12 protein-coding genes and 1 pseudogene are annotated in these 12,453 nt (G+C 75.6%); 6 read left to right on the top strand and 7 right to left on the bottom strand.

Going from position 1 to position 12,453, the window contains the following annotated elements; genetic code table 11:
- Window positions 1–61: 61 nt before the first annotated feature.
- Genes QSK03_RS00265 through QSK03_RS00275 form a run of 3 tightly spaced genes read right to left on the bottom strand, consistent with a single transcriptional unit; the run spans window position 62 to window position 3,027 of the window.
- Window positions 62–997: a YihY/virulence factor BrkB family protein gene (locus QSK03_RS00265; protein ID WP_285647962.1), complete on the bottom strand. Its 936-nt coding sequence runs from the start codon at window positions 995–997 to the stop codon at window positions 62–64.
- A gap of 51 nt (window positions 998–1,048) precedes the next feature.
- Window positions 1,049–1,591, bottom strand: a complete 543-nt coding sequence (locus tag QSK03_RS00270; RefSeq protein WP_285647963.1) for a UGSC family (seleno)protein — start codon at window positions 1,589–1,591, stop codon at window positions 1,049–1,051.
- Window positions 1,591–3,027 (bottom strand): hypothetical protein, encoded by a 1,437-nt coding sequence (locus tag QSK03_RS00275; protein ID WP_285647964.1) that lies wholly within the window; start codon window positions 3,025–3,027, stop codon window positions 1,591–1,593. The genes QSK03_RS00270 and QSK03_RS00275 overlap by 1 nt, the downstream gene beginning before the upstream one ends.
- 38 nt (window positions 3,028–3,065) lie before the next feature.
- On the opposite strand from QSK03_RS00275, the pseudogene QSK03_RS00280 reads away from it, so the two are divergent.
- The 4 genes and pseudogenes from QSK03_RS00280 to ligD form a co-directional block, all read left to right on the top strand.
- Window positions 3,066–3,398: pseudogene (locus tag QSK03_RS00280) on the top strand (dihydrofolate reductase family protein); the annotation flags it as partial.
- Window positions 3,399–3,455: 57 nt separating this feature from the next.
- Entirely contained in the window at window positions 3,456–3,851 is a 396-nt protein-coding gene (locus tag QSK03_RS00285) for a ribbon-helix-helix domain-containing protein (RefSeq protein WP_285647965.1), read from the top strand.
- A 14-nt stretch (window positions 3,852–3,865) separates the two neighbouring features.
- On the top strand, window positions 3,866–4,894 hold the full coding sequence (locus QSK03_RS00290) for an extracellular catalytic domain type 1 short-chain-length polyhydroxyalkanoate depolymerase (RefSeq protein WP_285647966.1): 1,029 nt from the start codon (window positions 3,866–3,868) through the stop codon (window positions 4,892–4,894).
- Window positions 4,895–4,904: 10 nt separating this feature from the next.
- Entirely contained in the window at window positions 4,905–6,332 is a 1,428-nt protein-coding gene (ligD, locus tag QSK03_RS33070) for a non-homologous end-joining DNA ligase (protein WP_352231924.1), read from the top strand.
- Between the two features lie 81 nt (window positions 6,333–6,413).
- Here ligD and QSK03_RS00305 read toward each other — a convergent pair whose 3' ends face one another.
- Window positions 6,414–7,313, bottom strand: a complete 900-nt coding sequence (locus QSK03_RS00305) for a hypothetical protein (protein ID WP_285647967.1) — start codon at window positions 7,311–7,313, stop codon at window positions 6,414–6,416.
- A 175-nt stretch (window positions 7,314–7,488) separates the two neighbouring features.
- Here QSK03_RS00305 and QSK03_RS00310 point away from each other — a divergent pair, with 175 nt between their 5' ends.
- Together QSK03_RS00310 and QSK03_RS00315 are read left to right on the top strand one after the other, a co-directional pair.
- Window positions 7,489–8,304, top strand: coding sequence for a glycerophosphodiester phosphodiesterase family protein (locus QSK03_RS00310; RefSeq protein ID WP_285647968.1), 816 nt, complete (start codon window positions 7,489–7,491; stop codon window positions 8,302–8,304).
- Window positions 8,305–8,544: 240 nt separating this feature from the next.
- Complete coding sequence (locus tag QSK03_RS00315) at window positions 8,545–8,889, top strand: RNA polymerase-binding protein RbpA (RefSeq protein ID WP_285647969.1); 345 nt, start codon at window positions 8,545–8,547, stop codon at window positions 8,887–8,889.
- 65 nt (window positions 8,890–8,954) lie between these two features.
- On the opposite strand, the gene QSK03_RS00320 is transcribed toward QSK03_RS00315, so the two are convergent.
- Genes QSK03_RS00320 through QSK03_RS00330 form a run of 3 tightly spaced genes read right to left on the bottom strand, consistent with a single transcriptional unit; the run spans window position 8,955 to window position 12,399 of the window.
- Window positions 8,955–9,722, bottom strand: coding sequence for a polyprenol monophosphomannose synthase (locus tag QSK03_RS00320; RefSeq protein WP_285647970.1), 768 nt, complete (start codon window positions 9,720–9,722; stop codon window positions 8,955–8,957).
- Window positions 9,719–11,299: an apolipoprotein N-acyltransferase gene (lnt, locus tag QSK03_RS00325; protein ID WP_285647971.1), complete on the bottom strand. Its 1,581-nt coding sequence runs from the start codon at window positions 11,297–11,299 to the stop codon at window positions 9,719–9,721. Before lnt ends, QSK03_RS00320 begins: the two co-directional genes overlap by 4 nt.
- Window positions 11,293–12,399 (bottom strand): M24 family metallopeptidase, encoded by a 1,107-nt coding sequence (locus tag QSK03_RS00330; RefSeq protein ID WP_285647972.1) that lies wholly within the window; start codon window positions 12,397–12,399, stop codon window positions 11,293–11,295. The genes lnt and QSK03_RS00330 overlap by 7 nt, the downstream gene beginning before the upstream one ends.
- Window positions 12,400–12,453: the final 54 nt, after the last annotated feature.

A 12,453-nucleotide genomic window follows, 5' to 3' on the forward strand; every position in this document is an offset into this window, starting at 1 on the left:
AGCACCGGTGTTCCACCGTGGGGTGGGCCACCCGAACGGCGACCGACGCGCACGGAGCGGGTCAGCCGACGAGGTCGGCCACGAACTCGAGCCCGGCGCGACCGGCCTCGCTGCGGTCCGAGACGGCGTCCGGCGTGTCCGTCTCGGTCCACACCGTGACCAGGAACAACCAGCGCACGACGAGGTAGACGATCAGCAGGAAGCCGACCAGTGTGCCGAGCGCCGTGACCGTGGGTGAGCCGCCCATGAGGCGCAGGTACAGGCCGCCGATCTGCTGGAGCACGACGAGTCCGACGGCGGCCGCGGCCGCCGCCGGCAGCAACGGGTGCAGGGCGCGCTTCGGGCGCGGCAGATGGGCCAGGCACCACGCCACCACCAGCCAGTTGGCGGCGAACCCGATCACGAGGGAGCCGACCGACAGCAGCGCCCGGGCGCCACCCGTCCCGGCGAGGCCGAGCAGGTCGAGCAGCCACCGCCCCAGGACCCCGGTCAGCGCGGCGAGCGCGAACGACACGGCCAGCGCCATGCCGATGCCCAGCAGGGCCCCGGCGTCGGAGAACGCGTGGCGCAGCCGGCGCTCCGGGATCGGCCGTCCCAGCAGGGCGGTGACGGCGTCGCGCAGGTGGCTGATCCAGCTCCACCCGGTCACGGCGGCGGCCGCCAGCCCGAGCACGCCGAGGGTGCCGCGCTCCGCGACGACGACGTGGACGACGGCGACGATCTGGGTGCTCACCGGCTGGGGCAGCGCGTCCGCGAGGAGCTGTTCCAGCTGGGCGAACACGGTCTGGCTGGAGGACAGCACGAACCCGACCGCCGACACGGCGAGCATCAGCAGGGGCACCAGGGCGAGCACGGTGAAGAACGTGACCGCCGCGGCGAGGTGGTCGCCGTGCCGGGCGCGGTAGACCCGCCGGGTCTCGCGCAGACGTCGCCACGACGGCGCCATCCGGTGGGGCGTCAGCCGGCGGACCTGCCGCCGCCACCCCGCCGGTGCCATCCGATCAGGCAACCACGCCCACGTCCGGGCGCGGCACCGGGGGTCCCGCACTCAGCCGCCGGCGGCGTCCCCCGTGACCGCGGCCAGGACCCGCGGCAGCGCCTCGTCGGCGAGCGCGGACATCTCGGCGTCCGTCCGGTCCTGGATCGGGTGCGCGACGTAGACGGCGGGCACCGCGGCGAACCCGAGCGCCCGGGACTGCGCGTCGGTGGCGGCCACGAACTCCGTCGACGCGACGAACGTGGCGGCGATGCCGTCGGCCTCGAGGGCGGCGAGGTCGTGCACACTGCACGACGTGCACGAGCCTCAATCGGCGAGGGCCTCGATCACGACCTCGCACTCCGCGGCGATCTCCGCGCGCAGGTCGGCGGGCATCGGCTTCGTGAAGGTCGGCTTGGCGTAGCGCCGGACCGTCGCGCCGTGCTCGCCGAGCAGCGTCGCGAGCCGGTCGAGGAACACCTCCCCGCGCGGCTTGGAGATGTCCAGCAGGCCCACGGTGCGCCCGGCGAGGTCGCCGGGCCGCGGGCCCACGGTGCGGGCCGCGGGGCGGGACTCGTCGGTCGGGTCGAGCACGGTCGTGACCTGCGGGACCATCAGACCTCCTCGATGACGCGGGTGACCGGGCTGCTGCCGCCGGGTCCCCCGACCCAGCCGCCCAGCACGGCGGAGAACTTGCCCGCTCCCCCGCCCGCGACGGCCACCAGCAGGCCGCCGGGACGGAACTTCGGGAGCGGCTTCGACGGGGCGGGCACGCCTTCCTCGATGCCCCCGGCGCCGCGGGCGAGCTCCTCGGGCGGCAGCAGGAGCAGCTCGTCGATCTCGGCGTGGAAGCGTGCCCGGTCCCACCCGGCGGCGGCGAACACGGCGACGTGCTCCGGGCTGAGCACGAGCGTCGCGTCGAACCCCCGCGGGAGCTTGGGGTGGGCGACGCCGCGCAGGGCGGCGGCGAGCGAGCGGGCCAGTGACCCGGGGGTCCGCGAGATCTGGTCGGCGACCCCGTGCGCGCCCTCGGCGGCGAACACCGTCACCGCCGACGCCCCGGCCGGCACGCCGCGCGACACGGAGAGCGGCTCCCAGGGCGAGCCGTCCTCGTCCTCGGCGAAGCACAGCCCGACCTTCCCGGGCTGGCCCAGGGTCGCGCGGTCGACCTCGCCGGGGCGCCCGCCGCCCACGTTGCGGATCACCAGCTGCAGGGCCCGCCCGATCGTCGAGTTCGCCCGCGCGCCCTGGCCGAGGACGTTGCCGCGGGCGTTCACGCCGATCCGGCGCGCCACCGGCCCGTGCACGAGCACCGCCGGCGCCGCGCCCCACGTGGTGGCGAGCAGGCCGTGGGCGTTGAACTCCTCGGCGCACGCCGCCTCGACCGCGGCGAGCACCACCGGGAGGTAGGCGGGCCGGCACCCCGCGAGCACCGCGTTGATGGCGACCTTCTCGACGGTGGCGGGCACGAGGTTCGGCGGGACGACCGCGACGACCTGGTCGGGCGCCCGGGTCGTGCCGGCCAGCATCCGCAGGACCCGGGGAGGCGTGGGCGCCACGACGGGCAGCCCGTCGGTCCAGCCCCGGTCGTAGAGGGCCTCGGCCTCGTCCTCCAGCCCGGCCAGGTCGATGTGCCGGGCGGCCAGCTCGTGGCCACGGGTGCGCACCAGGACCGCGTCGGCGACGGCCGGGTCGTGGATGCGCGAACCGCAGCCGGGCTTCCAGTCCGGCAGGTCGGCGCCGAGGTCGGCGAGGCCGGAGAGCTCCCGCCAGCGCTCGCGGTCCCAGCCCTCGGCGCGGGCAGTCTCGGCCCCGCCGGTGCGGCGCAGGAGTGTCGGGACGACGTCGATGCCCAGGGCGAGGCTGACGTCGAGGTCGGTGTCGTCGCGCACCGCGACGCCCTCGGGGAAGGCCGGGTCGTCCTGGCTGAACACCACCGCGCCGAGCCCGCCGAGCACGGGCGCGACCAGCTGACAGGTCGGGCAGTCCTGCTTCACCACCACGACGAGCCCGTCGTCGGGCAGCGTCGAGGACGCGGCGGGCGCGCTCACGTCCTGGACGCTATCCCAGATTCCACAACTCGCTCGAGAAGGTCGTCGTCTCCGACTCGCTGGTCGTCGACCCGGGCTCGCCGTGGGCGGACATCACCCGCGTGGTGCCCCGGGCCGACGCGGCGGCGGCGGTCACGGAGCTCAAGGCCGGCGACGGCGCCGAGATCCTCGCCTTCGGGAGCACCACGACCTGGAACCCGCTGCTCGTCGCGGGCCTGGTCGACGAGCTGCACGTCATGGTCGGGCCGGCGCTGCTCGGGGACGGACTCCCCCTGCTCGGCGAGGCGACCAGGGTGCCGCTGCGCCTGATAGACGCCCGCCCGTTGCCGGACTCGTTGCTCGTGCTGCACCGCTACGACGCCCGTGGCTGACTTGCGAGCGGGCTGACCTTCCGTGCACCATCCCACTGGATGGTGGGAGGAGGGTCCATGGTCGGCGAACCGGGCACGGAGAAGATCACGATCAACATCGGTCCCGTCGACCTCGGGCGCATCGACCTGCTCGTGCAGGAGGGGCACTTCACCAACCGCACCGACTTCATCCGCACCGCCGTGCGCAACCAGCTCGCGGCGAGCGGTCCGGCGATCGAGCACACGGTCGCCCGCCGCACGCTCGTCCTCGGCACGCAGCACTTCGCGCGGCGCGACCTCGAACGGCTGCGGGAGGCGGGCGAGCAGGTCCACATCCGCGTGCTCGGGCTGGCGAGCGTGGCCGACGACGTCCCGCCCGACCTCGCGCTGGCCACGATCGCGTCGGTCGAGGTGCTCGGCGCCTTCCGCGCGAGCCGGGCCGTGAAGGCCGCGCTCGGCCCCCGCATCGTCTGACCCCGGAGGTCACCGTGTTCGGTACCGGCAAGCTGATCCGCGAGACCCTGCGGGCGGGCGCGCCCAGGTCGCTGGAAGCCACCCGTCTCGTGCGGCAGGGCCGGCTCCTCGAGGCGACCGCCGCGATCCAGGAGCGTCTCGGGGGTCCGACCCTGCCGACCCCGCCCGTGACCGCACCGGACCCGCGCGCCGGGGGTGCCGGGTCGTCCCGCGCGACGGGGACGGTGACCCGCGGTGCCGCCGGCGGCCTCGCGTATCGGCGGTACGTCCCCGCCGGCGTCGGGTCGGGCGCGCCGCTGCTGGTCATGCTGCACGGCGGCACCCAGGACGCAGACGCCTTCGCCGCCTGCACCGGCATGGACCAGGCCGCCGGGCGGGCCGGGGTCGTGGTCGTCTACCCCGAGCAGTCGCGCGCAGCCAACCCGATGGGCTACTGGAACTGGTTCCGGCCCGGCGACCAGGCCCGCGACGCGGGCGAGCCGGCGTCGATCGCGGCCGTGGTGCGCGCGGTGGCCTCCGACCAGCACACCGACCCGGCCCGCGTGGCCGTCGCCGGGTTCTCCGCCGGCGGGGCGATGGCCGCGGTGATGGCGGCCGCGTACCCCGACCTGTTCTGCGGCGCGGGCGTGCACTCCGGCCTGCCCCACGGCGCCGCTCACGACGTCGGCTCGGCGTTCGCGGCGATGTCCACCCCGCCGACCGTCGTGGCGGACGGTGGCCCGGTGCCGCTCGTGGTCGTGCACGGTGACGCCGACCGCACCGTGGCGCCCGGCAACGGCCACGCCGTCGTGCGCTCGGCGCTGACCGGTGCGGGGCGCACCGAGCACCGCCGGGCGACCGGGCGCGCCGGCCGGGCCTGGACCCGCGATCGGTGGTCGGAGCCCGGCGGGCGGGTGCTCGCCGAGTCGTGGACCGTGCACGGGATGGGCCACGCCTGGTCCGGGGGCCCCGCCGGCGCCGCCTACGCCGATCCCGCGGGGCCCGACGCGGCCGCGGCGATGCTCGCGTTCTTCGGCTTCACCCCCGGCGCGGGCGTCGGGTAGACCTCTCGTCATGCCCGACCTCTCCGAGTACAACGCGAAGCGCGATCCGGCGCGCACGCCGGAGCCGTTCGGGGAGGTCGACACCGGTGCGCCGACCGGCGACCGCTTCGTCGTGCAGGAGCACCACGCCCGGCGACTGCACTACGACGTGCGGTTCGAGCGCGACGGCGTGCTCGTGTGCTGGGCGGTGCCCAAGGGCCTGCCCGACAAGCCCGGGGCGCCCCGGCTCGCGGTACACACCGAGGACCACCCGATGGAGTACCTGGAGTTCCACGGCGAGATCCCGGCCGGCGAGTACGGCGGCGGGGAGATGACGATCTGGGACTCGGGTCGGTACGAGACCGAGAAGTGGTCCGACCACGAGGTCGCCGTGACGCTGCACGGCGAGCGGGTCGAGGGCCGGTTCGTGTTCTTCCGTCCGGAGAGCAGCGACCACGACGCCAAGGACTGGCTCGTCCAGCGGCGCAGGAACGACACCGCCGCCCCCTCGCGGGACAAGGCCGCCCAGTCGCCGCGCGTGGCGGTCGGCGGGCGGAGCCTGCGGCTGTCGAACCTCGACAAGGAGCTCTACCCGGACGTCCCCAAGGCGTCGGTGATCGACTACTACGCCCGCGTCGCCGACACCCTCCTCCCCCACCTCGCCGGCCGGCCGCTGACGCTGCGCCGCTTCCCCGACGGCATCGCCGCCCCGTGGTTCTACGAGAAGAACGCGGGCGCCAAGGCCCCGGAGTGGATGCGCAGCGTCACCGTGCCCACGCCGGGGAGCAGCCGGGGCTCGACCACCGCGACGTTCATCGTGGTCGAGGAGCTGGCGACGCTCGTCTACCTCGCCAACCTCGCGGTGCTCGAGCTGCACGTTCCGCAGTGGCGGGTCGACGACGAGGACCGGGTGCAGACCCCGGACGAGCTGGTGTTCGACCTCGACCCCGGCGAGGGTCAGACCGTCGTGGACTGCGCCCGGATCGCGGTCCGCGTGCGCGACCTGCTCGCCGCCGACGGCCTCGAGCTCTGCCCCAAGACCAGCGGCAGCAAGGGGATGCAGGTCAGCGCGGCGGTGCACGTCGACGACCCCGCCCGCACCTCGGCCTACGCGAAGGCCGTGGCCGAGCACCTGGCGCGGGAGACCCCGCGGGCGGTCACCGCGATCATGGCCAAGGAGCGGCGCCGCGGGAAGATCTTCGTCGACTGGAGCCAGAACAACACCGCCAAGACGACCGTCGCGCCCTACTCGCTGCGCGCCCGTGCCGCTCACGGCGCCCCGACGGTGTCGACCCCGCTGACCTGGGACGAGGTCGAGGCGGCGGCCGACGTCCGGGACCTGACCTTCTCCCCCGCCGACGTGCTGGACCGCATCGACCGGGACGGCGACCTCTACGCCGCGGCCCTGGGCGACGGCGTCACCCGCCCCGACCTGCCGGAGCGCCCGTCGGGCGCCTGAGGACCGGCGTCGTCGCAGCGAACGTGCTGTTCGCTGCTTCTACGCGCGTGAAGTCCCCGTTGATCACCGCAACGGGGACGGTCAGCCGCCGAGCGCCGAGCCGACCGCGCCGGTGACACCGCCGACCGCCCGGTTCGCCGTGCCCACGAGGCCGCCCGAGAGGCCGCCGGACCGGCCGGATGACGAGCCGCCCGAAGACCCGCTGTCGGATGCGCCGTCGGAGGAGCCGCCGGAGCTGCCGGAGCTGCCGGAGCTGCCGGAGCCGCCACCGGACGATCCGCCGCCACCCGCGGAGCCCGAGCCGCCGCCCGAGGAGCCGCCGTCGTCGTCATCGTCGCCACGGGTCGTCGGGGTCTCGGTGGCACCGGTGGACTCGTCGTCGTCGGCCGAGGTCGTGGTGGTCGGCCGGGAGGTGCGGGTGGTCCTCTCGTCGGCGTCGCGCGCGATGGCGCGCGGCGTGACGGTCTCCCGGCTCGGCGGCCGGGCGGGCACGATGGGCGGCGCCGCGGTCGGGTCCTGCAGGGGCGGGAGCGCGGTGGCGTCGCCGTAGCCGCCGGGCGCGGCGCTGCCCGGAGCCCGCGACGGGGCGGCCTGGGGTCCGCCGGGCAGCTCGCCCGGCGCGACGACCGGGAACGTGCCGACGCGCGGCAGGGCGGTGTTCTCGCCCGAGTGCGAGAGCGTCGAGATGGCCAGCGGCACGGCCGCCGCGGCGGCCGCGACCGAGGCGGCGGCGAGGCCCCAGCCCCGGAGCCGGGGGGCGCCACCGGTGCCGGCGGCCCCGGCGGCCCCTGCGGCAGCCCCGGCGCGGCGGCGACCGCCACGACCCGCCGTGCGGTGCCGACCGGTGTCGGACGGAGCGGCGGGCGAGGGCGCGAGCTCCTCGGGGGCCTCGTCGAGGCCGCGGCGCGCCCAGGCCGGCAGGTCGTCGGGGACCGAGCCCGAGGACCACCAGGAGCGCTCACCCCCCGGCCGCTTGCCCATCTGCGCTCCCCTCAGCCCAGTGTGATCGTCAAGGCTACTGCACGTGCACGCCGGCCCCCAAGGTGGCCCGCCGATTCCCCGAAACGTGCCATCCCCGACGGCTGTGTGCATCAACCAGGTCCCCGAGACGGATGTCCCGCGCGCGTGTCGCGAAGACGCGGCACACTCGTCGGACGTGACCCGGGCCCACCACCCGTACCTGGCCGGACGGACACCCCGTGCCTTCGCCCACCGCGGCTGGCACATCGACGACCTCGACGGCCTGGAGAACTCCCTCGCGGCGTTCCGCCGCGCGGTCGACGAGGGTTACACCCACCTCGAGACCGACGTCCACGCGACCTCCGACGGTGTCCTCGTCGTCCACCACGACGCGACCCTGCGCCGCGTCGCCGGGCACCCCGGGGTGCTGCGGACGACGCCGTGGGCCGACCTCGCCGGCGTGCGCCTGCGCGGGCGCGAGCCCCTCCCCCGTCTCGAGGAGGTGCTGGAGGCGCTGCCCGCGACGCGGTTCAACGTCGACCTCAAGGCGCCGGGGACGCTCGCCCCGATGCTGCGCCTGCTCGAGCGCGACGACGTCGCCGAGCGGGTGGCCGTGGCGAGCATGGACGAGCGCCGGCTGCAGGCCGTGCGCGCCCGGTTCGGCGACCGCGTCGTCACCGGTATCGCCTCACGGTCGGCCCTCCGCCTGCGGGCGCGCTCCGCCGCGCCGGCGGTCGTGCGCCGGGGTGTCGAGCGCGTCCTGCCGGTCCGGGGGGATCTCGCGCAGCTGCCGGTCCGCCTCGGCTCGCTGCCGGTCGTGGACCCCGCCCTCATCGCGGCCGCGCACGCGATGGGCGTCGAGGTCCACGTCTGGACCGTCGACCGCACCTCGGAGATGCACCGGCTCCTCGACCTCGGGGTCGACGGGCTGATGACCGACCGCCCCGACCTGCTGCGCGACGTGCTCGTGACGCGCGGGGCGTGGACGGCCCCGGCCGACGACGGCGGATGAGCCGGATGAGCCGGACGGGGGAATCTCCGCTGCTCCCGGTCGGTTGGTAACGACGGGACTCGTGTGGACGCTGTTCCACGGGGTATCCCACCCCTGTGTGCTCGGGCTCGTGAGTCCGGTCACGGACGGTGTGAACACGCGGTGCCGCGGGAACGAACCGCGATGGTCCGGCGTTGACCCCTCCGTGCCCGATGACCGTGCGTCCCCGGGTGCACTCGCAGTCGAGGAAAGGACACCATCATGGCCGACCGCGTCCTCCGTGGCAGCCGTCTCGGAGCCGTGAGCTACGAGACCGACCGCGACCACGACCTCGCCCCCCGCCGTTCCTTCGCCTACCGCTGCCCCAAGGGTCACGACTTCGAGGTCCCGTTCTCCGACGAGGCCGAGGCGCCGGTGACCTGGGAGTGCCGCCTGCACGGCGACGAGGGCAAGCGCATCGACGGCACCGAGCCCGAGCAGAAGAAGGCGAAGCCGCCGCGCACCCACTGGGACATGCTGCTCGAGCGCCGCTCGGTCCCCGAGCTGGAGGAGCTGCTCGACGAGCGCCTGGGGCTGCTCAAGGAGCGCCGCTCCGAGAGCGCCTGAGCCCGCTGTAGGACGAGCACCACCAGAGCCGTCCCGGCACCGCCGGGGCGGCTCTTCCGTGTGCGCTAGCGGGGTCGCGCCCGGCGCCGGCGCACGCGGTCGCGCAGGCCCCACGACGTGATCCGCCACAGGGCCTCGCGCACCACCGCGCCGCTCATCTTCGACTCCCCCTGGGCACGCTCCACGAACGTGATCGGGACCTCGCGCACCCGCAGGCCCGCCCGTTCGACCCGGAACGCGACGTCGACCTGGAAGCAGTAGCCCTCGGAGGCCACCGTCGCCATCCCGAGCTCGGCGAGCGCGGCCCGGCGGAAGCAGCGAAAGCCGCCGGTGACGTCGTGCAGGCTCATCCGCAGCACCCGCCGCGAGTAGACGTTACCCGCCCTCGACAGCATCCGCCGGTGCCAGGCCCAGCCCTCGGTACCGCCACCGGGCACGTAGCGGGAGCCGAGGACGACGTCGGCGTCGCCCGCGGCCGCGAGCAGGCGCGGGAGCTCCTCGGGGGCGTGGGAGCCGTCGGCGTCCATCTGCACGATCCACCCGACGTCGCCGAGCTCGCTCCGCCCGTCGAGCAGCCCGGTGAACGCGTCCACGTACGCCGCGCCCAGCCCGGCGCGGGGCGCGTGGTGGTGCACCCGCACCCGGGGGTCGGTCGCGGCGATCGTCTCCGCGAGCGCGCCGGTGCCGTCGGGGCTGCCGTCGTCGACGACGAGGATCCGCGCACCCGGCAGGGTGGCGAGCAGGCGCGTGACCAACCCGGGCAGGCTGTCGCGCTCGTTGTAGGTCGGGACGGTGACGAGCACGTCGGACCCGTCCGGGGACGGCCCGCTCACGCCCGCTTCCTCCGGACGACGGCCCCGGCGACGACCGCCGCGACGCCGAGGCCGGCCAGCACCCACTCCGGCGCCGGACCGAGCCGGGTCGCGAGGGTCGTCGTGGTGCGCAGCGGCACGGTCTCGACGAGCAGGCCCGGCGTGAACAGCGCGCCGGTCCTGGCGACGAGCGACCCGTCCGGCGCCACCACCGCGCTCTGTCCGCTGGTGGCGGCGATGACGACCGCGCGGTCGTGCTCGATCGCGCGCAGGCGCGACATCCCCTGCTGCTGGTAGGTCATGTCGCTGTACCCGAAGGTCGCGTTGTTCGTGGGCACGGTGAGCAGGTCGGCGCCGCCGCGGACGGCGTCGCGGACGGCGTCGTCGAAGACGACCTCGTAGCAGGTCACGACGCCGAGCCGCGCGGGTCCGGCCGGCAGGACCCCGGAGCCGGTGCCCGGCTCGAAGTCGGTGACCCGGTCGACCAGCGGCGAGACCAGCTCGGCGACGCCGCGCAGCGGGATGTACTCGCCGAACGGGAGGATGTGCCGCTTCGTGTAGGTCGCCGCCGGGCCGGTGCGCGGCATCCAGACGATCGCGGTGTTGCGGGGCCCCTGCACGATCGTCCCGTCGGCGGCGCGGGTGCCTGACAGGACCGCACCGACGACCACGGGCACCCCGATCTCGTCGGTGACCGCCTGGATCTCCGCGCCGGCGTCGGCGTTGCGGATCGGGTCGATGTCCGAGGAGTTCTCCGGCCAGATCACCAGATTCGGAGGCGGCGTGCGGCCGGCCCGGACGTCGTCGGCGAGCCGGCGGGTCTGCGCGACGTGGTTGTCGAGCACCGCGCGGCGCTGGGCGTTGAAGTCCAGGCCCGCCCGCGGGACGTTGCCCTGCACCGCGGCCACCGTGATCGTCGGGCCGGGCGGGCTCGCCGTCACCGAGGGCCACGTGGCGAGCCCGGCGACGGGACCCAGCAGCACGGCGACCAGCGCCACCGCCGCGACCCGCCCCTGCCGCGGCGGCCGGAGCGCCCCGACGAGCGCCCAGAGACCCGCGCCGCAGAGCACGACCGCGAAGCTCACCAGCGGCGCACCGCCGAGCGAGGCCAGCGACGCGAACGGCCCGCCCGGCTGGCCGAACGCCACCTTCGCCCACGGGAAGCCCGCGAACGGCCAGCGCTCGATGACCGCCTCCCCGGCCACCCAGACGCCCGCGACCCAGAACGGCCCGCCCGGCAGGCGCGCGACCAGGGGCATCAGCGCGACGGGCACCGCCACGACGAGCGTGAGCGCGACGAGCAGCAGCAGCCACACGGCGCCCACGTACTCGCCGGTCCAGTGCAGCAGCGGCCACTGGTAGGCGACGCCCACCAGCAGCCCGAGCCCGAACGCCGACCGCAGCCGACGCCCGTCGACCGCGGCGAGGACCAGCGCGATCCCCACCGGCGCCGCCCACCACGCCCCGAGCGGGGGGAACGCGACGTAGAGCGCGAGCCCCCCGGCGACGGCGGCGGCGAGGCGCATCCACGTGCCGCGCGAGGGGCCTCGCCGTTCGAAGCCCTCGAACGACGGGGCCTTCCGGTCGCTCGTCAGCACGAGAGCAGGTCGTGCGGGCGCCGGTTGACCGGCTCGCAGCCCGTGTCCGTGACGACCACGATGTCCTCGATCCGCGCGCCCCAGCGGCCCGGGAAGTAGATGCCCGGCTCGATGCTGAACGCCATCCCGGGCTCGAGGACGAGGTCGTTGCCGTCGACGATGTAGGGCTCCTCGTGCACCTCGAGGCCGATGCCGTGGCCGGTGCGGTGCACGAAGAACTCGCCGTAGCCGGCGTCGCGGATGATCGCCCGGGCGACCTCGTCGATGCTCTCCGCGGTGGCGCCCGGGCGCACCGCGTCGACGGCCGCGGCCTGGGCGCGCTGGAGCACCGCGTACACGTCGCGGACCTCGTCGGACGCCTCGCCGACGACGTAGGTCCGCGTCGAGTCGGAGTTGTAGCCGTCCGGCAGCGGGCCACCGATGTCGACGACGACGACGTCGCCGCGTTCGATCACCCGCTCCGAGACCTCGTGGTGCGGGCTCGCGCCGTTCGGGCCCGAGCCGACGATGACGAACGCGGCCTCGGCGTGGCCGGTCTCGACGATCGCGCGGGTGATGTCCGCGCCGACCTCGGCCTCGGTCCGGCCGGCGACCAGCCAGTCCGGCACCTGCGCGTGCACGTCGTCGATGGCGGCGCCGGCCGTGCGCAGCGCAGCCACCTCGCCGGCGTCCTTGCGCATCCGCAGCTGCCGCAGGATCGGCGTCGCCAGCTCGAGCGTCGCCGCGGGCAGCGCGTCGCGCAGGCCCAGGACGTGCAGCGCGGGCATGTCCGCGGCGACGGCCACGCGGCGCGGGTCGCCCAGCCGCGACGCGGCCAGGGCGTGCGGGTCGACCCCGTCGGTCCACGTGAGCACGTCCATCGACTCGACGGCCGACCCGTCGAGGCCGGGGCGCTCCAGCGTCGGCACCACGAACGCGGGGTCGCCCTCGGCGGGCAGCAGCAGGGCGGAGAGCCGCTCGTGGGAGTGCTTGACGACGCCGGTGAGGTACTGCAGGTCGGGACCGGGCGTCACGACCAGGGCGTCCACCCCGGCCTCGCGGGCCGCGGCCTGCGCGCGCTCGAGCCGGGCGGAGACGTGGTCGGGGGCGGTGCCGCTCATGGTCGCCGAGCCTAGGTCAGCGCACCGTTCTGAGTAGTCCTCCCCTGGGCGGGC

Origin of the sequence: Actinomycetospora sp. NBRC 106375, from assembly GCF_030269665.1 — a bacterium.
Classification (GTDB): domain Bacteria; phylum Actinomycetota; class Actinomycetes; order Mycobacteriales; family Pseudonocardiaceae; genus Actinomycetospora.